17 protein-coding genes and 1 pseudogene are annotated in these 21,641 nt (G+C 71.2%); 12 read left to right on the top strand and 6 right to left on the bottom strand.

Going from position 1 to position 21,641, the window contains the following annotated elements; all coding sequences use genetic code 11:
- Positions 1 to 186 precede the first annotated feature (186 nt).
- Positions 187 to 1,083 (bottom strand): alpha/beta hydrolase, encoded by an 897-nt coding sequence (locus ACZ7P3_RS10640; RefSeq protein WP_472080529.1) that lies wholly within the window; start codon positions 1,081 to 1,083, stop codon positions 187 to 189.
- A gap of 118 nt (positions 1,084 to 1,201) precedes the next feature.
- Between ACZ7P3_RS10640 and ACZ7P3_RS10635 the strand changes: the two genes are divergently transcribed.
- The 6 genes from ACZ7P3_RS10635 (at position 1,202) to ACZ7P3_RS10610 (ending at position 8,493) form a co-directional block, all read left to right on the top strand.
- A complete protein-coding gene (locus tag ACZ7P3_RS10635; RefSeq protein ID WP_472080528.1) occupies positions 1,202 to 2,236 on the top strand; it encodes a PucR family transcriptional regulator in 1,035 nt (344 codons plus the stop codon).
- Positions 2,237 to 2,623: 387 nt separating this feature from the next.
- Complete coding sequence (locus tag ACZ7P3_RS10630; protein ID WP_472080527.1) at positions 2,624 to 3,946, top strand: exo-beta-N-acetylmuramidase NamZ family protein; 1,323 nt, start codon at positions 2,624 to 2,626, stop codon at positions 3,944 to 3,946.
- Between the two features lie 266 nt (positions 3,947 to 4,212).
- On the top strand, positions 4,213 to 5,193 hold the full coding sequence (locus tag ACZ7P3_RS10625) for a GNAT family N-acetyltransferase (protein ID WP_472080526.1): 981 nt from the start codon (positions 4,213 to 4,215) through the stop codon (positions 5,191 to 5,193).
- Positions 5,190 to 6,674, top strand: coding sequence for an ABC transporter substrate-binding protein (locus tag ACZ7P3_RS10620; RefSeq protein WP_472080525.1), 1,485 nt, complete (start codon positions 5,190 to 5,192; stop codon positions 6,672 to 6,674). Before ACZ7P3_RS10625 ends, ACZ7P3_RS10620 begins: the two co-directional genes overlap by 4 nt.
- Positions 6,668 to 7,627 (top strand): carbohydrate ABC transporter permease, encoded by a 960-nt coding sequence (locus tag ACZ7P3_RS10615; RefSeq protein WP_472080524.1) that lies wholly within the window; start codon positions 6,668 to 6,670, stop codon positions 7,625 to 7,627. The genes ACZ7P3_RS10620 and ACZ7P3_RS10615 overlap by 7 nt, the downstream gene beginning before the upstream one ends.
- The gene (locus ACZ7P3_RS10610) at positions 7,624 to 8,493 is read left to right on the top strand and encodes a carbohydrate ABC transporter permease (protein ID WP_472080523.1); all 870 of its coding nucleotides are present in this window, start codon (positions 7,624 to 7,626) and stop codon (positions 8,491 to 8,493) included. Before ACZ7P3_RS10615 ends, ACZ7P3_RS10610 begins: the two co-directional genes overlap by 4 nt.
- A gap of 345 nt (positions 8,494 to 8,838) precedes the next feature.
- On the opposite strand, the gene ACZ7P3_RS10605 is transcribed toward ACZ7P3_RS10610, so the two are convergent.
- Complete coding sequence (locus tag ACZ7P3_RS10605; protein WP_472080522.1) at positions 8,839 to 10,551, bottom strand: MFS transporter; 1,713 nt, start codon at positions 10,549 to 10,551, stop codon at positions 8,839 to 8,841.
- Between the two features lie 391 nt (positions 10,552 to 10,942).
- On the opposite strand from ACZ7P3_RS10605, the gene ACZ7P3_RS10600 reads away from it, so the two are divergent.
- The 3 genes from ACZ7P3_RS10600 to ACZ7P3_RS10590 all read left to right on the top strand — a co-directional run bounded on the left by ACZ7P3_RS10600 (position 10,943) and on the right by ACZ7P3_RS10590 (position 13,962).
- The gene (locus ACZ7P3_RS10600; RefSeq protein ID WP_472080521.1) at positions 10,943 to 11,755 is read left to right on the top strand and encodes a TetR/AcrR family transcriptional regulator; all 813 of its coding nucleotides are present in this window, start codon (positions 10,943 to 10,945) and stop codon (positions 11,753 to 11,755) included.
- Between the two features lie 181 nt (positions 11,756 to 11,936).
- Complete coding sequence (locus ACZ7P3_RS10595) at positions 11,937 to 13,622, top strand: tetratricopeptide repeat protein (RefSeq protein ID WP_472080520.1); 1,686 nt, start codon at positions 11,937 to 11,939, stop codon at positions 13,620 to 13,622.
- 148 nt (positions 13,623 to 13,770) lie between these two features.
- Positions 13,771 to 13,962 (top strand): hypothetical protein, encoded by a 192-nt coding sequence (locus ACZ7P3_RS10590; RefSeq protein WP_472080519.1) that lies wholly within the window; start codon positions 13,771 to 13,773, stop codon positions 13,960 to 13,962.
- A 122-nt stretch (positions 13,963 to 14,084) separates the two neighbouring features.
- Here ACZ7P3_RS10590 and ACZ7P3_RS10585 read toward each other — a convergent pair whose 3' ends face one another.
- Positions 14,085 to 15,347 carry a hypothetical protein gene (locus tag ACZ7P3_RS10585; protein ID WP_472080518.1) on the bottom strand — a complete coding sequence of 421 codons (1,263 nt, stop codon included), beginning with the start codon at positions 15,345 to 15,347 and terminating at the stop codon, positions 14,085 to 14,087.
- Positions 15,348 to 16,701: 1,354 nt separating this feature from the next.
- Here ACZ7P3_RS10585 and ACZ7P3_RS10580 point away from each other — a divergent pair.
- The 3 genes from ACZ7P3_RS10580 to ACZ7P3_RS10570 all read left to right on the top strand — a co-directional run bounded on the left by ACZ7P3_RS10580 (position 16,702) and on the right by ACZ7P3_RS10570 (position 19,895).
- Positions 16,702 to 17,652 carry a quinone oxidoreductase family protein gene (locus tag ACZ7P3_RS10580; RefSeq protein ID WP_472080517.1) on the top strand — a complete coding sequence of 317 codons (951 nt, stop codon included), beginning with the start codon at positions 16,702 to 16,704 and terminating at the stop codon, positions 17,650 to 17,652.
- A 94-nt stretch (positions 17,653 to 17,746) separates the two neighbouring features.
- Positions 17,747 to 18,550 carry an IclR family transcriptional regulator domain-containing protein gene (locus ACZ7P3_RS10575; protein WP_472080516.1) on the top strand — a complete coding sequence of 268 codons (804 nt, stop codon included), beginning with the start codon at positions 17,747 to 17,749 and terminating at the stop codon, positions 18,548 to 18,550.
- Between the two features lie 736 nt (positions 18,551 to 19,286).
- The gene (locus ACZ7P3_RS10570) at positions 19,287 to 19,895 is read left to right on the top strand and encodes a DJ-1/PfpI family protein (protein WP_472080515.1); all 609 of its coding nucleotides are present in this window, start codon (positions 19,287 to 19,289) and stop codon (positions 19,893 to 19,895) included.
- A 166-nt stretch (positions 19,896 to 20,061) separates the two neighbouring features.
- Here the strand turns inward: ACZ7P3_RS10570 and ACZ7P3_RS10565 are convergent.
- The 3 genes and pseudogenes from ACZ7P3_RS10565 to ACZ7P3_RS10555 form a co-directional block, all read right to left on the bottom strand.
- Positions 20,062 to 20,280: pseudogene (locus ACZ7P3_RS10565) on the bottom strand (TetR/AcrR family transcriptional regulator); the annotation flags it as partial.
- Between the two features lie 79 nt (positions 20,281 to 20,359).
- The gene (locus tag ACZ7P3_RS10560) at positions 20,360 to 20,545 is read right to left on the bottom strand and encodes a hypothetical protein (RefSeq protein ID WP_472080514.1); all 186 of its coding nucleotides are present in this window, start codon (positions 20,543 to 20,545) and stop codon (positions 20,360 to 20,362) included.
- Positions 20,542 to 21,576 carry a Gfo/Idh/MocA family protein gene (locus tag ACZ7P3_RS10555; RefSeq protein WP_472080513.1) on the bottom strand — a complete coding sequence of 345 codons (1,035 nt, stop codon included), beginning with the start codon at positions 21,574 to 21,576 and terminating at the stop codon, positions 20,542 to 20,544. The genes ACZ7P3_RS10560 and ACZ7P3_RS10555 overlap by 4 nt, the downstream gene beginning before the upstream one ends.
- Between the last annotated feature and the right edge of the window lie 65 nt (positions 21,577 to 21,641).

The raw sequence follows: 21,641 nt of genomic DNA, 5'->3' as shown, positions 1-21,641 counted from the left end.
CACTGACAATGGGCCTCGCGCGACCCCGGCAGGGATCACCCGCCCGCGCTGCCCGTTCTCACCTCGCGCAGGGTGCCGGAACAAGAGACGCCGCAAGCCGTGGACCGGTCCGTCATTGAGATGCCCTTCCTGTGGTGGTCTTTCATCCGGTGCCGGGTGGCACGGCGTCGGCCGGCTGCGGCCGTGTCACTCGGCCAGCGCGCGGCGCAGCGCCGCGGCGAGTTCGGCGATCTGCCGCTGGGACACCTCGGCGGACAGGATCGCCTGCGACCCGTGGAAGGTGCCCGGCCACTGGTGCAGCTCGACCGGCACGCCGGCCTGGAGCAGGCGCAGCGCGTAGCCGATGCCCTCGTCGCGGTTGGGACAGAACTCCGCGGTGGCGATGTAGGCGGGCGGCAGGCCGGACAGATCGGCGGCCCGCGCCGGGGCCGCGTGCGGTGAGGCAGGCGTGGAGCCCAGGTAGTGCCGCCACGAGGCGGCGATCTTGTCCCGCGTCATCCACGGCGTGTCGGTGAAGTGACGTGCGGACCAGGTCTCCTGACGGTCGTCCAGCTCGGGCTGGTTGAGCAACTGGAAGCGGATCGGCGGCCCCTGCTGGTCGCGCGCCCGCAGCGCCACCGCTGCCGCGAGCCCCGCGCCGGCACTGTGCCCGCCGACCGCGATCCGGTCAGGATCGAGGCCGAGTTCGGCTGCGTTCTCGGCAGCCCAGCTCAGCACGGTGCAGACGTCGTCCAGGGCGGCCGGATACCGGTGCTCGGGCGCCAGGCGGTAGCCCACCGAGATCACCACAGCGCCGGAGTTGTCCGCGATCCGGGCGGCCCATGGGTGCTCGGTGTTCAGGTCACCCATGACGAATCCGCCGCCGTGCAGCCAGATGACGGCGCCCTGAGCCTGGTGCGGGCGGTAGATCCGCACCGCGACATCCGGATCGGCGGACACCGTGCGGTCCTCGATCTCCATGCCGGAGGTGTCCGGTGCCGGCGCCGCGGCTGCCAGCTCCGCGAGGCTCCTGCGCGCGGTGGCCGGGTCGGACAGGTCGGAGCGGGGGAACAGCGGTATGAAGGCTTCGAGTTCGGGATCCATGTCCGTCATCCTCACGGACATCGCTCCCGACATCATCCGCCAACTGCCGGGCATCCCTGCCGGATCACGCACCGACCGGCGCCCCGGCCTGCGGCCATGGGGGCCCTATCCTGCTGTGATGGAGGCACTCGCCGCACGGCTGTCGCACCTGGATTCCCAGGCCGAAGGCGCCATCCGCGTCGTGATGTTCTACGACACCCTGATGCGGCGACGGGTGGACCTCCCGGCGCTCGCCCGGGCCTCGGCGGGCCTCGCCGAGTGCGTGGCCGGGATTCGGCTCCACGACACGGGACGGGCGATCCGCATGGCGCCCGACGGCAGGGAGGCGCCCGCCCCGACGTCGCCCGCGTCCACCACCGTGCCGGTCACGCTCGACGAGGAGGAGATCGGTACGGTGTGGCTGGAACGCCCCGGCCCGTCCGGCCCGCTCGACGAGGCCCTGCTGGACCGGCTCGCCATCGCCGCCGCAGCCGTCGTGGAACGCTACGGCCCGGCCCGCACCACCATGGCCGACCCCGGCCTCGTCGAACTGGTGATCAGCTCCGACAGCGACGAGGCGGCCCGGGCCCGGGCGCTGCGGCTCCTGGGTTTCCCTGCCGAGCCGCCCGTCCGCGTCGTCGCCGTACGGTCCCGGCGTCCGCTCGACCAGATCGGCGGCCTGATCTGCCCGGCCCGCCCGGTGAAGGCGGCGTCGCTCGCCGACGTGGGCGTCATCCTGGCCACCACCGTGGACCCGGCACGGTTTCCGGCAGGCGTGTGCGCAGGCATCGGCGCCGCCGAAAGTCCCGACCGCTCCTGGCGGGAAGCCCGCACCGCCCTCCGCTTCACCACCTCACGCCGGCCGGTCGTCCACTACGACGGCCTGGGGGCGCTGGCGCTGCTCGCCCAAGTGCCCCAGAGCGCCGCGCGCGTCAACGCCGACGTGATCGCGATCGCCCGAATCGCCGACAGTCCGCACGATCTGGAGACTCTGGACGCCTACTGCACCACGGGCTCCCAACGACGGGCCGCCGACCTTCTCCACCTGCACCACAGCAGCGTCGCCCGCCGCCTCGAACAGATCGGCAGGACCCTGGGCATCGACATCACCGAACCCACAGGGCTGGTGAGGGCGAAGATCGCCCTCACCAGCTGGCGGCTGCTCGACGACTGAGGACGATCCACCTCGCCGGCCCGGCCACCCGAACCCGGTGGTCTGCTCAAGCCCGAGGCCGTCGCCGCTCGCCGGCCGGCAGCCACCGCAGCCGTGGTGTCCCGGCCGTCATGTTGCCGGTCGGCCATCGCCACCTCCGCCATGGTCGAGCCAAAGGACAGGTCCTGTCCTAATCAAGGTCGTGCGCTGAGGCGGCTGAAGCAACCGCCCCCGGCGCCGGCCTGCCCCGCGCCGTGAGCGCACAGGTGGGACGCCCCGGACGCCGCAAGGGATCCCGGGGCCTCCCTGTGTGCGAACTGTGATAAACCATTCCCGAATTCCAAGAACGCCCACAACGTACTTTTCCGAGCGCCGCTTCGAGATGTCACCGGCAGACGGGGGCAATGGATGAGCACGGACGACCGCGTCGCGGTGACGACCGGGATCGCACGCCTGCACGCGTCGCCCGCACTCGCCGGGCCCGGCCGGCTCGGGCTGGTGACCAACCACACCGGCGTCCTGCCCGACCTGCGCCCGGCCGCGCCCGCGCTGCTGGAGGCCGGCGCGCGGCTGGTCGCCCTGTTCGGACCCGAGCACGGCCTGCACGGAACCGGCCAGGCCGGCGAGAGCGAGGCCACTCAGGCAGATCCCACTGCCGGGCTGCCCGCTCCCACTGCCGGGCTGCCGGCTCCCGCCGCCGGTCCACCGGATCCCGCCATCGGCCCGCAGGACCCCACCGTCGGGCTGCTGGATTCACCCGTCGGCCTGCGGGACCCCAGCTCCGGCCTGCCGGTCCATGACACCTACCGGTGCAGTGGCGAGCGCCTCGACAAGCTGTTGCTCGGCAGTGGCGTGGACGCCCTGGTGTACGACCTGCAGGACATCGGGGCCAGGTTCTACACCTATGTGTGGACCATGTTCGACCTGATGGTCTCGGTGGCGCGTACGGGCGTACGGTTCGTGGTCGCCGACCGGCCGAATCCCGTCGGCGGACTCGTCAGCGAGGGCCCGCTGCTCGACCCGGCGTGGGCCAGTTTCGTGGGGCGCGCCGCGATTCCCGTCCGGCACGGTCTCACCTGCGGTGAACTCGCCCGGCATTTCAACGCCTCGGCCGTGCCCCAACTCGCCGGCCGGGCGGCTGACCTGACGGTGATCGAGGCTGTCGGCTGGCGGCGTGCGATGGACGCACAGAGCACCGGCCTGCCCTGGGTCGCGCCCTCTCCGAACATCCCGACGCCCGCCACGGCCACCGTCTACCCCGGCACCTGTCTGTTCGAAGGGACGAACCTCTCGGAGGGCCGAGGTACCACGCAGCCCTTCGAGATCGTCGGGGCCCCGTACATCGACGCGCGGTTCGCGCCCTCGCTCGCCGAGCTCGCCCTGCCGGGAGTGCACTTCCGTGATCTGCGGTACGTACCGACCTTCCACAAGCACGCCGGACGGCCGCTGCGGGGGGTCCAGCTCCACATCACCGACCGAGCGGCGTTCGCTCCCGTGCGTACCGCCGTCGCGATGCTCGCCACGCTGCGGCGGCTGTACCCGGACGACTTCGCCTGGCGCCCCGCGGACGGCGGCGCGGAAGGCACCGGCCACAGCCACTTCATCGACCTGCTGTGGGGGTCCGACCGGCTGCGCCGTGCCGTCGACGCGGGCGCCGACCCGTTGCCGCTGTGCGATCCGCCGGCACCGCCCGGCCGGTGGGCGGCCGGCGACGTGCTGCTCTACCCCTGAGACCGTCTGCCCCGCCGCCGCGACCCGCTGCTCTGCCGTTGAAAGGAGCGGACGTCCGTGCAGATCCAACAGCCGCCCACGGAGGCCCTGTTGCGCATGCGCGCCGACCGGGCCGCCCTGCCCCCGCCGAGCAGCGGTTCGCGGAGCAGCTCCGGGCCGACCCGGCCGGGACCGTCGGGCCGATCGTCTCCGAGTGGACCGAGACAGCGCTGCGGGCGACGTCGGAGGCCGTCCGCGACCTGCGTATGGAAGGACAACCCCCGTCGATGACCGATCGCACGACGAAATCCCGGGCCGGGACGCGTGGCTTTCGCGCGGGCGACGGCCCGCGGTTGGTGGAGGCGTGGCGCAGGAGTGCGCCGGCCGACCCCATCACCCCGGACCGCTTCCGCTCCCTGGTGCTGCTCGACGCCAACTTCGATCCCGAGGGGCTCCGGGTCGCCGTCGACGGCGACCGTGTCATCGGTGCCGCCTACGCGGTGCGCCGTCTGACGCCGTTGACCGGCACCGACCTGGAGCCGGAGCAGGGCTGGATCCCGTTCTTCTTCGTCGCCCCGGCCGCCCGCGGGCACGGCCTCGGCCGCAGGCTGCTGACCGACGCCCTCGACTGGCTCCACCGCCACGGCCGCACCCGGGTCGACTTCTCCTCGTACACCCCGAACTACATCCTCCCCGGCCTGGACGCCGAGACGTACCCGGAAGCGGCCGGGCTCCTGGAGTCCCTGGGCTTTCGCACCCTGTACGAGGCGGCGGCGATGGACCGGAGCCTGGTGGGCTACCGGCTGCCGGAGGACGTCGCTCTCCGCATCGACGAACTGACGGCGCAGGGCTACCGGTTCGCCACTCCGTCCGACGACGACCTGGTGACACTCGTCGCGCTCGCCGGGAACCACTTCAACCCCGACTGGGCGCGCGTGATCCGGGAGTGCCCGGCCGCGGGCACGCCCCTCGACCGGATCGTCGTCGTCCAGGACCCCTCGGGCCGCATGGCCGGCTGGGCGATGCACGGCGCGTACGAGTCGGCGGACGAGCGGTTCGGCCCGTTCGGTGTGCTGGAGGAGATGCGCGGCACCGGACTCGGCAGGGTCCTGCTCCACCTGGTCCTGGAGCGGATGCGGGCGCGCGGTGCGCACTCGGCGTGGTTCCTGTGGACCGGCGAGCGGTCCCCGGCGGGCCATCTGTACCGCACGACCGGTTTCACCACGACCCGGGTGTTCCGCGTGATGCGGCGGGAGGCCGCCCGATGACACCCGCCCACCGCGCCGGCGGCCCGAGCCCGGGCCGGCCGTCTCGCCGGCCCATCGGCCCGAGCCCCAGCCAGCCCGCTCGCCGCACCACCGGCCTGAGCTCCGGTCAGCCGTACAGCCCCGCCGCCGGGCTGAGCCCCGGTCAGCCGTCCCGCCCCGCCCTCGGCCTGGGCCGCCGCCACTTCGTGCTCGCGCTTCCCTCGGCGCTGCTCGCCTCCGGATGCGCCGCGCCGCACCAGGGCACCGGGCGGGCCGGGGACCCGATCGTCCTCACCCTGCTGTCCCACTATGCGAGCGGGGAACTCAAGGAGGCACTGCAGGGCCCGGTCGACGAGTGGAACGCCACGCACGACCGGGTCAAGGTGCGGACGAAGGCCGTCGAGTTCACGGACCTGCTGACCACGTTCATGGTCCGGCAGGCCGCGGGCCAGGGCGCCGACATCCTCCACCCGTACTGCCTGTGGAACGGCCAGCTCGTGCGGTCCGGCGTCCTGCGGCCCGCTCCGTCCGAGCACGCCGAGGAGATCAGGCGCGGCTACGGCGAGGCCGCGGTCGGCTCCTCGTCGGTGGGGGGCAAGGTCTACGGCTATCCCACCGAGGTGCAGACGTACGCCCTCTACTACAACAAACGGCTGCTGCGCGAGGCCGGCATCGACGGCCCGCCGCGCACCTGGCGGGAGCTGGAGGAGACCGCCTACCGCACCGCAAGGCGGGACCGGTACGGCAACACGCTGGTCCAGGGGTTCGGACTGTCCACCTACGACGACTCCACCACCGTCGGCCAGACGCTCGCCCTGCTGAACGCAGCCGGCGGAACGTTTGTCTCCGCGGACGGCAGGAGCACCGCCATCGACTCGCCGGCCGGCCGGGCCGTGTTCGATCTGGAGCACCGCCTCGTCGCCAGAGGTGCGAGCGCCCCCGGCGTCAACGTCTACAAGGCGTTCCCGTCCGGGCAGGTGGCCATGGTGGTGAGCGCCGGCTGGTGGACCGGAAGTCTGAAGGAGCTGATGGGCAGGGACTACCGCGATGTGGGCGTCGCGCCCGTGCCCGTCCCCGAGGCGGACGACGGGCGCGCCACGCTCTCCACCGGATTCATGCTGGGGGTCAACGCGGCCAGTGAACACCCGCGCGAGGCCTGGGAGTTCCTGCGCTGGCTCAACACCGAGAAGGTGAGGGCGAAGGGCGCCGAGAAGGGCGCGACAGCGACCCGGATGAGCGCCCTGCAGGTGTCGGTCGGCTCGCTGACCGGCCGTTCCGACGACATGCGGGCGCTCCTGAGCAAGGGCGGCGATCCGAACCTGCGCCCGTTCCTGGACGCGCTGGCGTATGCGGTGCCGGAACCGAACGTACCGGGCGCGCAGCAGGCCAAGTCGCTGCTGCGCAAGAACATCGAGGCGTTGTGGACCGGTCAGCAGTCGGTCGACGAGGCACTGCGCACCACCCGCCGTCAGGTCGATCAGGAGGTGGCCCGCTCATGGTGAACACCCTGGCACCGGAGACGGCCGAGCGGGTGCACGGACCGCGGTCCGCCGGGCCCGCCGTCGACGGCCGCGGTCGGACCCGGCGCCGTCAGGCCGTGGTCGCCTACCTCTTCCTGGCCCCGACGCTGCTGTTCTTCGCGGTCTTCCTGATCCTGCCGCTCTGCTTCGCCCTGCTGCTGTCCATGTCCCGCTGGGCCGGGTTCGACCTCGGCGACATCCGCCCGGTCGGACTGGACAACTTCACCGGCCTCTTCGCGGACGGATCGACGTTCCTGGCGCCGATCCTCACCAACACGCTGCTGTTCGCCCTGGGCACCGTGGCCCTCGCGCTCGCCGGCTCCGTGCTCGTCGCCACCTGCATCGACAAGCTGCGGTTCCAGGGGCTGTGGCGCACGCTGTACTTCCTGCCGATCGTCACGACCGTCGTCGCCGTCGGCAACGTGTGGAAGTACATGTACGAGCCGGGCGGCCTCGTCAACGGCGTGCTGAACGCCCTCGGGCTCGGCTCGGTGGCGTTCCTGCAGGATCCCGACACCGCGCTGCCCTCGGTCGTGGTCGTACAGGCCTGGGCCTCGGTCGGCTCGGCGATCCTCATCCTGACCGCCGGACTGAAGTCCGTTCCCGAGTCGTACTACGAGGCCGCCGCGCTCGACGGCGCCGGGCCCGGCACCGTCTTCTGGAGGATCACGCTGCCGCTGCTGCGGCCGTCCCTGCTGTTCGTGTGCATCACCCAGTTCCTCACCGGACTGCAGTCGTTCGCGCTGATCATCGTGATGACCAAGGGCGGACCGGGCGATGCGACCGATGTGGCCGCGCTGGAGATGTACCGGCAGGCCTTCTCGTACGGCGACTGGGGCACTGCGAGCGCCGCCGCCTTCGTGCTGTTCGTCGTGGTCCTGGTGGTCACGCTGGTGCAGCTGTGGATCTTCCGGCGCAAGGGGGAGGACGCATGAAGCGCCACCGTTTCCCGTGGCTCTCGTATCTGGTGGTCGTGACCGGCGCCCTGCTCACGGTGGTGCCGTTCCTCGACATGGTGATGACGTCCTTCAAGGGGCCCGGCGAGTCCGGCACACTGCCGTACCGGTTCCTGCCCGAGGCGTTCGACCTGTCCAACTACCGGGCGGCGATCGACCAGCTCGATCTGCCGGTGCTCTTCCGCAACAGCGTCATCGCCACCGCCCTGATCACCGGTTCGGTGCTGCTCACGTCGTCGCTCGCCGGCTACGCGCTCGCCAAACTCCGCTTCCCCGGCCGGAACTTCATCTTCCGGCTGGTGCTGGCGACGATGATGTTCCCCCCGTTCCTCTTCTTCATCCCGCACTTCCTCATCCTGGTGCACTGGCCGCTGGCGGGCGGCAACGACCTCTTCGGGCGCGGCGGTGCGGGCCTGACCGTCAGCATCGCGGCGCTCGCCATGCCGTTCCTCGTCAACGGCTTCGGGATCTTCCTGATGCGCCAGTTCATGGTGTCGATCCCGGACGAGGTCCTGGAGGCCGCGCGCATCGACGGCGCCGGCGAGTTCGCCGTGTGGTGGCGGATCGTGGTGCCGCAGACCAAGCCGGTCCTGGTGACGCTCGGGCTGCTGACCTTCGTCGACGCCTGGAACGAGTACATCTGGGCGCTGCTCGTCTCGACCGCCGACCCGGACGTGATGACCCTGCCCGTCGGCATCCAGCTCCTGCAGGACTACGTCGACCCGACCCGCACGATGCCCATCGTCATGGCCGGCCTCGTCCTGAGCATCCTGCCGGTCCTGACCCTCTTCCTGCTGCTGCAGAAGCACTACATCCGAGGCGTCATGCTCAGCGGCCTCAAGTGAAGGGCGAACCCGCGACCGGCACGAGGGCGGCGGCGCTCCTCGCCCTGGGTGACCGCGACGGCGGCACGGACCTCTGCGACAGGTTCCTGCTCATCGGCGAGGTCCGGCGGTCGGGAGGCCCCGCGGTCCGGAGATCGGAAGCCGGACGCTACGAGCGGATCCGGGCGGCTTGCCTGAGCACGCGTACTCAACCGGCATGGGCACGTGGCCCGCTGGGAAAGGAGCGGCCACCGGCCCGTTCGCTCGTCCGACCGTGTCCTGGCCGCTCAGCGCGTACGGGACGGCCGGGCACCCCTGGAGAGGGGTGCCCGGCCGTCCCGTACGCCGCTGATGGTGCGGCAGGGCTCAGTGCCCGGCGGACTCCTCGGGGCGCGCGTGGCGCGGCAGGAGGAACGCGAGCAGGAAGGTCAGGGCGAGCATGCCGTCGACGATCCACAGCACTGTCTTCATCACCGAGCCGAAACCGCTTCGGAAGGCCGACGACGCGGTGGCCGTCAGCACCTCGGGTATCCGGGCGCCGGCCTGGGGCGAGGTCACGGCGGACCGGGTGTCCTTCTCCAGGCGCGCGCAGGACGCCGGGGTCGCGGCCGGATCCTTGGCGACGGCGCGGTCCGAGGCGCAGCTGCGCAGGTCCGCCACGACGCGCTCCTGGGCGGCGGGTGCGACGTGCGCGGCGGCCAGCTGCCCCCGCAGACCGTCCGCGCGGTGGTCGACGGCGGTGGCGATGCCGCCGCCCAGCAGGCCGAAGAACACGGTGCCGAGGATGGCCACGCCGAAGGCGCCGCCGAGCTGCTGCACCGCGGTCATCGTGCCCGACGCCGAACCCGTCTCGTGCTGCTCGACACTGGCGAGCACGATGTCGAAGAACGGCGCCATGAGCAGGCCCATCCCGATGCCGGTGACGAGCAGGGACGGCAGGAGCTGCCAGGGGCCGACGCCGCTTCCCACCTGGTCGAGGGTCAGCCACACTCCGAACACGCCGACCGCCATGACCAGCGCGCCCGCCTGCAGTACGGCCCGTCCGAACCGGGCGACACCCTGAGCGATCCCGAAGCCGACGATCATGCCGCCCGACCAGGGGACCATGACCAAGCCCGCCTTGAGCGGCGAATAGCCGAGGCCGATCTGGGTGTAGAGGTTGAAGACCAGCATGAAGCCCTGCATGGTCGAGAAGAAGACCAGCCCGAGGGTCATGCCGCCGCTGAACCCACGCTTGCGGAAGAGGCTCGGGACGACGAGCGGGTCACGGCCGGCCTTGCTGCGGCGCGACTCGTAGCTGCCGAAGGCGACGAAGACGACCACCGAGGCGGCCATCATGACGAACGTCCACACCGGCCAGTCGTACTCGCGGCCCTGGACCAGCGGGAAGATGATGAGCAGCGCGCCCAGCGAGACCAGGAGCATGCCGGGAATGTCGAGCCGCGGCTTGTCGGCGGACCGGCCCCTCGGCAGGTAGCGCACCGCTCCGAGGAATGCCGCGGCACCCAGCGGCAGGTTGATCAGGAAGATCATCCGCCAGCCGGTGCCGAAGTAGTCGGCGTCCACGAGCCAGCCCGCCAGGATCGGCCCGCACACCGCGGACAGTCCCATGACCGGGCCGAACATGCCGAAGGCCTTCTGCGACTCCTTCGGCGGGAACATCTCCTTGATCATGCCGAGGCCCTGCGGCAGCATCACCGCGCCGAACAGTCCCTGGACGACGCGTGCGGCGATCAGCATCTCGGGCGACACGGAGATCGCGCACAGCAGCGACCCCAGAGTGAAGCCGGCGGCCCCCACCAGGAACATCCGGCGGCGCCCGTGGATGTCCCCGAGCCGCCCCCCGGTGACGAGACCGACGGCCATCGAGAGGGTGTATGCGGCGGCGAGCCACTGGAGCGTGGAGGCTCCGCCGCCGAGGTCGGCCCGCATGGAGGGGCCGGCGATGTTCGTGACGACGGCGTCGAGGAGATCCATCACCTCGGCCGCGAGGATCACGAAGAGCGCAGCCCAGCGCCACCGGTAGGGCGCTGGCGAGTCGGTGGGCGTCTCGGTGGACGCGACACCGGTGGTGGACATCGGAACTCCTCGGAAAAGGGCCGCGCCGCGGTGGTGACCCGCGGGCGCGGTGGGACGGATGGAAGTGACTGCCCGGCTTGCAGCTACGGCCCGGGGAGACACGGATGGACTGCCGAACGCGCCATCGAACGCTGTTCACCTTAACAGAACAGTGCTCACCGGGAGAACGGTGTTCATTAAGATATAGCGCAATCCTGTCGCGCGGACAAGATATATCGCGTTCATGGGGTGCGGGGGTGCGGACGTGCCGCGATGCGTGGGGGAGGTGATGGTGGTGAGAGTGGTGGTGACAGTGGTGACGGCGAGGGGATGGCAGCGAGGGGATGACGCCGCGGGAGTGAACGCCGCTCGCCGAAGAGAACACTGTTCTCCCGACGCCTAGACTGTCCTCATGACCGACGCGGCCGCCGACACCCCCGTACCCCCTCCGCCCTCCCCCTGGGAGCGTGAGCGCCCCGCTCGCGCCCGTGTCGCCCCCGCGCGCACACCGCTGTCGCGCGAACGGGTCGTCGAGGCCGCCTTCACCGTGCTGGACCGCCAGGGGCTCGACGGACTGTCGATGCGCCAGGTGGCGGCCGAACTGGGGGTCACGGTCTCCGCCCTCTACGCCCACGTCAGCTCCAAGGACGACCTCTTGGAGCTGATGTACACCCGGCTCTTCGACGGCTTCACGATTCCCGAACCCGACCGGGAGCGGTGGCAGGAGCAGGTACGGGACTTCGCCCGCTCAGGGCGGCAGCGCCTGCTGTCCCACCGGGACATGGCCAGGATCTCCATGGCCCACGTCCCCTTCACCGCCGAACTGCTGCCGCACGTGGAGGCGTTGCTCGCCGTCTTCCGTACCGCAGGGCTGCCCGACCGGATCGCGGCGGAGGCCGGCGACCTCATCTCCACCTACATCGACGGGTTCGTCCTGGAGGAGGGCATGTGGCAGGACCGGGCCGCCCAGCAGGGCGGTGACGGGTCCTCCCTGGCCCGCCCCGACTGGCGCGAGATGGCGGACGAGATGCAGAACTACTTCGCGTCCCTGCCCGCAGGTGACTTTCCCCATCTGCGCGCCCTGGCCGGGCTGATGGTGACCGACTCCTCGGACGAGAGGTTCGACATCGGCCTGGAGATCATCCTGCGCGGCCTGGCGAGCTACCTGCCGGGCGCGGCGGCCGACGCGAGCCCGGACGCCGGCGGTGTTCCGGACACCACCTGACCGACGCCGCCGCCGGTACGCCTCCCTCGGCGCCGCCGGCCTTCGGACTCCGGACCCGCCCACCACCCACGAACTGCCGACCAAGTCACGACTCGGGTCACTATGCTGCGCAGTGCGCGCTCTGTGACATCCATGCGGTCGGTTTCCGGCGCCTCGGCGGCCGGGTGGTCAGGGAAGTTCCATGGACTATTACGATCTCGGCACGTACAGCCGCCCCGTGACGACCTCCTCCGCCGAGGCACAACTGTGGTTCGACCGCGGACTGGTCTGGACGTACGCGTTCAACCACGAGGAAGCCGTCTCCTGCTTCGAGGCCGCCGCCGCTGCCGACCCGGGCTGCGCCATGGCCCACTGGGGCATCGCCTACGCGCTCGGCCCCAACTACAACAAGCCGTGGGAGTTCTTCGACGAGCAGGACCTCGCACGCACCGTCGAACGCACCCATGCCGCCGTAGAACTGGCCCACGAGAAGGCGGAGGCCGGCGGCACGCCCGTCGAACGGGCCCTGATCGGCGCGCTGCGCGCCCGCTATCCGCAGGCGGAGGCCGTCGAGGACTGCTCCGTGTGGAACGCTCCGTACGCCGACAGCATGCGCGCCGTCCACGAACTCGCCCCGAACGACCTCGACATCACCACGCTGTACGCCGACGCGCTCATGAACCTCACCCCCTGGCAGCTGTGGAACCTGTGGACGGGTGGACCGGCCGAAGGCGCCCGCACGCTGGAGGCCAAGGCCGTCCTCGACCGGGCGGTCGCGACGGACGCCGGAGCCGGGCACCTCGGCGTCCTGCACATGTACATCCACCTGATGGAGATGTCCCCGACGCCCGAGGCGGCCCTGCCCGTCGCCGACCGGCTGCGCGGCCTGGTGCCCGACGCCGGCCACCTGCAGCACATGCCTTCACACATCGAGGTGCTCTGCGGCGACTACCGCCGCGTGGTGTCGGACAACGACCGGGCGATCGTCGCCGACGAGAAGTTCCACGCACGGGCCGGGGCGATGAACTTCTACACGCTGTACCGGTCGCACAACTACCATTTCAAGATCTACGGCGCGATGTTCCTCGGCCGGTTCCGGACCGCTCTGGAGACCGCTGCCCGGCTGGAGGCGTCGATCCCCGAGGAACTGCTGCGCGTGCAGAGCCCGCCCATGGCCGACTGGCTGGAAGGCTTCCTCGCGATGCGGGTCCACGTACTGGTCCGCTTCGGCCGCTGGAGCGACATCCTGCGGCTGCCCATGCCCGCCGACTCGGACCTCTACAGCGTGAGCACGGCGATGCTGCACTACGCCCGGGGCGTCGCGTTCTCGGCCGCGGGCCGTGTCGCCGAGGCCGAGGCCGAACGCCGGCTGTTCGGCGAGGCGGTCGCCCGGGTGCCCCCGACCCGCATGCTGTTCAACAACACCTGTGCCGACATCCTGGCGGTCGCGTCGGCGATGCTCGACGGCGAACTCGCGTACCGCAAGGGCGACCATGACACCGCCTTCGCCGCGCTCGAACGCTCGATCGCCCTGGACGACGGCCTTCCCTACGACGAGCCGTGGGGATGGATGCAGCCCACCCGGCACGCGTACGGCGCCCTGCTCCTGGAACGAGGGCGCGTCGCGGAGGCCGAGGCGGTCTACCGGGCCGACCTGGGACTCGACGACACCCTTCCGCGCGCATTGCAGCACCCCGCCAACGTCTGGTCCCTGCACGGGCTGCACGAGTGCCTGGTCCGGCTGGGCAAGACCGGAGAGGCACAGATCGTGGCCCAGCAGCTGAAGATCGCCGTCGCGTCGGCGGACGTGCCGATCGGGGCGTCCTGCTTCTGCCGCCTCGAAGCGGTCCCGGACGCCGACGGCGGTTGCTGCACCACGGAACGCTGAACCGCCGGCAGGCGGGCAGGCGACCTGCACGGTCTCCTCCCGCTGACGGCACGGGAATTCGTACCTTCCACCGCGGCCTTCCGCCGAACGGCTCCGTGCGGCCGGCACGCCTCCCGCTGATGAGAAGGTCCGCCGGCTGGTGGCCCGCATGGATGAGCTGAGCGCGTTGCTCACGGGTGGCGACGCCGGTATTTCCGCCGGTGTCAGGGCTGCCTGGCATGACGATCCGGCTGCCATGTCCGGAGACCCCGGCGCCCCGGCGGACGACTGGCGAGAGCTGGCCGGCTATCTGGACCGCGCACGAAACAGCTCCGTCTGCGCACGCAACAGCCCCGTCTGACCGGCGCCGTGGCCCCTTGGGGGCGCCCCCTCGCGGGCCGCCCCGTTGCGGGGCCGTCGGGAAGGAGGAGCGGGCCACCGCCGGCGCTCGACGGCCCGGCCCAGGGATGCGCCGCCCCCCGCTCAGCGGCGATTTCCGCGCCGGACGCGCTCGGACTCCATGGCCCGGATGATGCGATGGTCCGCCTCGACGGCCTCCGGCTCGTCGCTGCTGAGAACGACCTCTGCGCAGCGGGCGGCATCCGCGACCGGGGTGTGTCCCAGGAGGTCCGCGTTGACCGCGACCACCGTGGGCAGCCGGCCCAGGACGCGCCCGAGACCCGGATCGACAGCGTTGCCAACGCTCCGCTGCAGATGCACCCGGACGACCCGATGACCGGCCGGGACCTGGACGGACTGAACGGGCGGCGGGATCCACGGGTCGAGCACGTCCGTCACACGGTCGTAGCCGGTCGCCGTGCGCAGTGCCTCGTCGGCCAACGAGATCCCCGGCACCGCGAGCGCCGACACGAGGAGCGGGCCCCGCCCCTCTTCGTAGGCGACGCGAGCGGTGACCGGACCGCACATCACGCCCAGGGCGTCGAGCACGCGCAGCATGTACGCCGACAGGACGCGCGTCAGCGGTTCGTGACGGGGCAACAGGTCGGTGCGGTCGAGCGTCCGGCCGTCGGCGCGCGTCTCGGCCCACACGTCGGTGATGACATGGTCCGGTTGTCTGTCCGTACCGGGACGGCTGACGCTGTTGACGACGAACTGGCGGGTGGGCAGCGCCTCGGTGAGGACCAGGCACGCATCGTCGGAGTACCGCGCGGCCGCTCGCCGCACGGCGGGCCAGGCGGTGTTGATCCGCCCCGGTCCGTGGCAGGCCACGGGCTCGACCGGTACCCCGGCCGCGGCAGGAGCCAGCACGTACCCGGGCAGGGGGCAGGTCTCGGCCCAGGCCAGGACCTCGCTCAGCTGCGCGCTGCGGATGCTGCGCGGTGCCGGTATCCCGGCCCGCGCCAGAGCGGCCGCCTGCACGCCACGGTCGTAGCGCAGCCGCGATGTCTCGGGATCGCCCTGGGGCAGGCCCAGGTGCCAGGCGATCCGCTCCGCCAACTCGACGCCCGCCGCGCTCCCGGCGACGACGGCCGACACGCCCAGCCCCCGTAGCGCTTTGACGGTCTGCCGCAGGGATCCACGATGCTGCACCCGGTCCGAGCAGGCGCCGGTCCCATGCGCCGGCGGTCCGCGCCGGGCATCCGGTTCCACGGTCACGGTCCGCCAGCCCCGCCGGGCGAAGGCCTCGGCATGGGCGGGGCCGGCGGAGGGGGCGACGATCGCCACAGTGCCGGCGGCGGTTTCGAGCCAGGGAGCGACGACGGATACGGCGGAGGCGAGGGCCATGTGAACGGGCTCCAGAACGAAAGATGTGTCAGGGCGACGGGCGGCCGTGCGGCCGGGCATTGACCGACTACGAGGACCAGATGCGCGCGTGTCCCGGCCAGTTGGTCTCAGCCGTTGCCGGGCCGGAAGGGGCCCTTGCGGCAGGTGAAGTGGCGGGCACGGGCCCGCCTGGAAGAGGGGTGCCGGGCCACGGCCTGTGGCGCGTTCCGGGTGCCGCGGTCTGAGGGGGTGTGCGCGGATCCGTCCGGGGTGCCCCTGGTGCCGTCAGTACGTCAAGACCCGAAGGCCGTCGGCATGCGGTCGCCACCGCTGGTGCCGTCGTGTGCCGGAGAGCGGAAGAAGTCACTGTGGCCACCCCCTGACTCAGGGCCGGGACGGCCGGCGCGACACCGGCGTGGCCGCCGGTACGCCTGCGGTCCGCGTCCGGCACCGCGAGCAGCGGCGGTCAGACGGAAGGAGGGAGGGAAGGGGGGAGAGGAAGGTGGAGGGGCTGATGGAGGGAATGGTGGAGGGAATGGTGGAGGGAAGGGAAGAGGGCACAGCAGCCTCCTGCGTGAGGTGCTGGGAGCTCCGGCGCAGGGGGCAACAGCCCGTGCCCGCGAGGGCGGACACGGGTGGACTGCCCTGTGCGCGGCCTGTCGCTGCACGCCGCAAGAGCACCCAAGGTTCGGGTTGGTTCAGTCTCCGATGGTGCGGTTCCTCATGCCGAGCCGCTTGCGCTGGCCGCTTGCCTGCGCCAACGGGGAACGCCGAGTGCGGCGTGCCGGAAGTGGTGTGGTGGCGCGGGCCCGGCTCAGGAACCTTGTCGAGCACCAGGCCGGCAGGCCGTGCCGGCCGGTGCTGTGGGGCGCTGGTCGGCCGTCACGCGCCGAGAGTTCTCTTCACCCCGGACATGGAAGAGCCGGTCGGCCCCGTGGCGGCTCGGTCCGGCAGCAACTGCGGCTCTTGGTCGTTCATTCGGTGTCCTCCACCTGTCCCCGTACGCCTCTTGGAGCACTCACGTTCCGGCCGCGAGGTCCATCCCTCGGTTCCCGCCGGGTTCTGGCCCGGGCCGGTGAGTCGTGCCCTCCTCCCGTACTGCCGGCAGCCCCCGTGGCGGTCTTTGCCGCGGTGGGAGTGTCCGGCAGAGCGAGGCGGCATCACTATGTCTGCCCGAAAGGGCAAAAGCAACCCGCGGTTTTCCCTTCTCACCTCGCGAGAAGTTCGAAATTGAATCTTCTCACCGAGTGAGAAATGGGCGGCTCTTTCTCACCTCGTGAGAAAGATGTATGAGGCAAGGTGCCCAGGTCAGGGTCGTTGTGCGGATGGCCTAGCCTGTCGTGGTACACATTCGGACCACGGTGATAGGAGTACTGTGCGCGCCATTGTCATGAGGGAATTCGGCGGCCCCGAGGTGCTGCGACTGGAAGACATTCCCGACCCCGAGCCCGGGCGCGGACAAAACCTGCTGGATGTGCGGCTGGCGGGTGTTAACTATGCGGATGTCCATGTTCGCGGAAATACCTACCTCGCGCCGGTCGAGCTCCCGTACATTCCCGGCAACGAGGTCGTCGGTACCACCGCGGACGGCAAGCGTGTCGTGGCACTGACCCAGGGCGGCGGCTACGCGCAGAAGGTGGCCGTTCACCGCAGGCTGCAGTGGGAGATCCCCGACGAGATCACCGACGAGCAGGCGGTACCTCTGGCTCTGCAGGGCAACAGCGCGTACCACCTCCTCTTCACGGTCGCCCAGATCATCAAGGGGCAGACCGTCGTCATTCCCGCCGCGGCCGGTGGCGTCGGTTCGCTGGCCGTCCAGCTGGCGCACCGGGCGGGTGCCCGGGTCGTCGCTCTCGCCGGCACGGCCGAGAAGCGTCGGCTGGCCTTGGAGCTGGGGGCGACTGCGGCCGTGGACTCCTCCGACGAGGACGGCCTGACGGAGCGGATCCTGGACGCGGCCCGAGGGCCCGTTCACGCCGCGTTGGAGATGACCGGAGGCAAGACCCTGCGGCAGACCCTCGAAGCGGTCGGCCCGCGCGGCAGGCTCGTCGTGTACGGCTTCGCCGGCGGGCAGCTCGCCGACGTCCCGGTGCACACCCTGCTCCAGAAGTCCGTCACCGTCGCCGGCTTCTGGCTCCCGCACCTGTACACCGACCGGACGCTTCCGCTGGCCGCGTCCATGAGGCAGCTCTTCGATGCCGTCGCCCACGGCACGCTCAAGATCGTGACCGGCGGGACCCACCCGCTCGCCGACGCGGCCAAGGTGCACCACATCCTCAACAGCCGTACCGGCATGGGCAAGTTCAGCCTCGATACCTCCGAGTAATAATCTTGTGCCGTACCGTATGCGGTGGCGCCACGGCCGCGTACCACCGTGCTCCGGGAGGAGGGGCGCGGGCACGATGAAGGGGGTACGGCTGATGAGTGGACAGCGTGGAACCGGGACCGGTTACGCCGACCGCTTCATGCGGGTGCAGCAGGCGTTCATCACTCTGGGCCCCGGTGCCCACCGGTTGTCCGAGATCGCCAAGGCAGCCGATCTCGACGACTCCACCACCGGCCGCATGCTCACCGCCGGAACCTACAACAGCACCTTCGTGCGCATCGACCGAGGCCTGTACCAGCTCGGCAGCACGGTCGCCGACCTGGGGCTCCACGCGCTCGCCGAGGACAACCTCTCCGGCAGCGAGGCCACGCACGTCCTGCAAGGCCTGCGCAAGGCGACCGACAGCGGCCTGGTCTTCCTGTACATGAGGGCCCCGTTCGGCATAGCGGGCCGTCAGTGCCTGGACATGGCGGTCGGGGACTCCGACCTCGTCGAGCTCGGGATGACGCCGCGCGAAGTCCTTTCCGTCACGCGGTCGCTGCGCACCGGCGCCTCGGGCCGGACGATCCTCGCCTACCTGCCCGAACAGATCCAGCAGCGGGTGGCCGCCGATCCGGTCCCGGAGGAAGCCGGGCCCGGAGTCATCCGCGACGGCGACGAACTGCTCGCCTCCCTTGCCGACATCCGCGACCAGGGGTACGCCCTCGGACACCAGGAGTGCATGGCGAAGTGGAACTCCGTCGCCGCACCGGTCATCTGGGACGGCGCGATCTGGGGCGCGGTCCTGATGCTCAAGCCCATGGACATCATGCCGGAAGCTCCCCAGCACTACATCTATGCCACCATCACGGCGGCCGCCAGGCTCAGCCAGCTCGGCGGGGCCTGGCCGGCCGACTGACCACCCGCTGTCGCGATCCGCGTCACCTCGCACCACCCGCGAGGACTGCATACGGGACCACTGCGCACCCGCTCCGCTGCTGATATGCCCTCGCCGTGCTGCTGACACCGGCCTGACCGCGGCGAAGCACTGGTGGGCACGGTGCGCACGGCGGGCGCGACGGTCACCCACGACGACGGCACCACGCCCCGCCACATGACCGAAGCGAGCAACCGTGCTGTGCAGCAGGCGACACGAGAGGCCGTGAGCGAACCCCGAACCACCTCTCCACGTCGAAGGAGCGGACCGGGGACAGCGCCACGCGTCGAAGGTGCAGCTGCGGAAGCAGCTCGGTGACCGTGTTCTTCTGGACGCCCTCACCGGTCGGCCGGTGCCGTACGGAGAGCCCAACGGGCCGTCGCCGAGCTGGGCCTAGGCGCGAGCGGCGGGCCGTGGCGCGCCACGAGCCCCCCGGCCGGTCCCCACCAATCCCCGCCCGGACCTCCATCAGGTCCGGACGGCCGGGACGGGGAACACCGTGACGATCGCGGGCGGCGCCGAGTCGGCTCGTCCCGGCGCGTGTTCGAGCGGTAGTGCGCATCGGGGCCCGGTCCAGGAGCCGGCTCGGGCTCGGAGGCCGAGGTGCGGATCGTCGGGGACCGTCGGCGGGCATGCCACCAGCGGCTGATTGGCCCTCGCCGCCGAGCGGCGCTCCAGGGGAGACTGCAGATCCGATGCCGCACGCGAAGGAGCTGTGATGCAGGTAGCCGTGGTCACCTTCGACGGGTTCAACGAGCTCGACAGCTTCATCGCTTCCGCACTGATCAACCGGTGCCGCAAGGACGGCCTGGAAGCCTTCATCACGACGCCGACGCCGGTGGTCACGTCGATGAACGGCGTCGAGGTGACCGGGCAGCGCCCGATGGAGTTCGTGACCGAGGCCGAGGTCGTGCTGATCGGCAGCGGTGTGAAGGCACGTGACGTGGTCGCCGACGACCGGCTGATCTCCAGGCTGCGGCTCGACCCTGCGCGACAGCTGATCGGTTCGCAGTGCTCCGGCGCGTTGGTGCTCGCCCGGCTGGGACTGCTGGACGGCATGCCGGCCTGCACGGACATGACGAGCCGGCCCTTCGTCGAAGCCCGCGACGTCACCGTGCTGGACGCGCCGTTCCACGCCGAGGGGAACATCGCCACCGCGGGCGGCTGCCTGGCGTCCCAGTATCTCGCCACGTGGGTGATCACACGGACGCTGGGGGAGGAGGCCGCGCGCGACGTCATCGGCTACGTGGCTCCGGTCGGCGAGAACCGGGAGACGGTCGAGCGCGCCCTGCATGCCGTCCACGCGGGCGAGATTGCACTGCGCTGACGCCCGCCCCTGACGGCAGCAGAACGTGAACTTCCCCAGGGGCAGCAGAGCGGCCAGTTCCCTGGCGGCAGCAGTGCGGCCGGTTCCCTGGCGGCAATAGAACGGCGAGTTCCCTGGCCGCAGCAGTAGAACGTCCAGTTCCCCGACCGCAGCAGAACTCTGCTGGTCACTTGTCCTTGTCGGCGAGGCTGAGCACCCCGGCGAGCAGGGTCCGCAGGTTGTCGCGGAGCGCGGCGGTGAAGTCCAGGCGCAGTGCCGCCAGCTCCGGGTCGGCCGCATGGGCGGCGAGCATCGCCTCGGACGGCCGGGAGTGGGTCCAGACGGCCCCGGTCATCATCACCGTCGTGCCGGCGAACTGCCACGCCCCCGCCTCGCCGAGCTCCGGAACGCACTCGCGGCTGTCCGACGGGCATCTCGGCCAGCATCACCCCGCCGTTCCACGCACCGAACAAGCCAGGTCCCGGTCACCAGAGGTGATCAGGACCTGGCTTCACGTCGATGGTGCGGATCGGCGCGAGAGCGGGCAGGTATCGGGCCGGGTACCACTGGAGGAGGGTGCCGGTGAATCCGCCGTCGGCCGGACGGGCGCGGTCCCCGGTCACGCAACCGGTACCCGTCGCGGCGCCGAAGCCGGGTTGCCCGCTGCTCATCGGTCCTCGGTTGCGCCGCGCAGCGGTAGTCCGCAGGCGCGGTAGATCTCGTCGAGGACACCCATCGTCGCCACGGCGTCCCTGGCCGAGGTGATGACCGGGCCGCCGTCCAGCACCGCCGCAGCGAATGCCGACAGCTGGCAGGCGTAGCTCGACGGGTTCCGGGGCACGCGCTCCCGTCGTACGGTGTGCCCTCCTTCCGCGTGCGGCGCGCGTATCGTCAACCGGTGATAGAGCTGGGGCGCCACGAAGTTGGTCACGTCGAGTGCGCCGGCCGTCCCGACCGCACGTGCCCGGATCGACAGCACGTGCCGCGACCACATGGACGCGCGGACATGTCCGGTCGCCCCGCCCGGGAAGGTGAGTTCAGCGCTCATCGCCCGGTCGATGCGCCGGTCCCTGCGCAGTGTCGTCATGCGTGCCGCCGTCACCGCCGGATCACCCGCGCCGAGAAGACGGGCGACGTGCACGGCGTAGCAGCCGGCGTCCATGGTCGCGCCTCCCGCCAGCGCGTAGTCGTACCGGATGTCGCTGAACCGTGGCAGCGGGAAACACATGTCGGCCTCGATGCGGTGCAGCTCGCCGAGTTCGCCGCTTTCCACGATCTCCCGCATCCGTGCGGCCAGCGGATGGTGGCGGTAATGGAAGGCCTCCATCACCACCAGGCCACTGCGGGCGAAGGCTGCGTCGGCGGCGTCCGCGACGCGTTCGGCCTCGGCGCGGTTGGCGGTGAAAGGCTTCTCGCACAGTACGTGCTTGCCGGCTTCGAGGGCCTTCAAGGTCCATTCCGCGTGCAGCCCGTTGGGCAGTGGCACATAGACTGCGTCCACCTGCGGGTCGGCGAGCAGCGCGTCGTAACTGCTGTGCACGACGGGGACGCCGTGCTTGCGCGCGAACGTGTCGGCGCGGCTGCGGTCGCGAGCCGCGACAGCGGTCACCGTGACGCGGGCCGTCTGCCGCGCGGGCTTGATCAGTGCGCTCGGTGCGATGGCGGCTGCTCCGAGCAGCCCGATCCTGAGGCTCTTGGACATGGCGATCAGTGTGCCGGAGGGCGGTCGCGGAGACCTCGCCGGGCCACCGGGGCAGGGCACCGCGG

Source organism: Streptomyces sp. NPDC107581, from assembly GCF_055657175.1.
The sequence above is the reverse complement of the archived record's forward strand: the minus strand, read 5'-3'. Positions and strand labels throughout refer to the sequence as shown.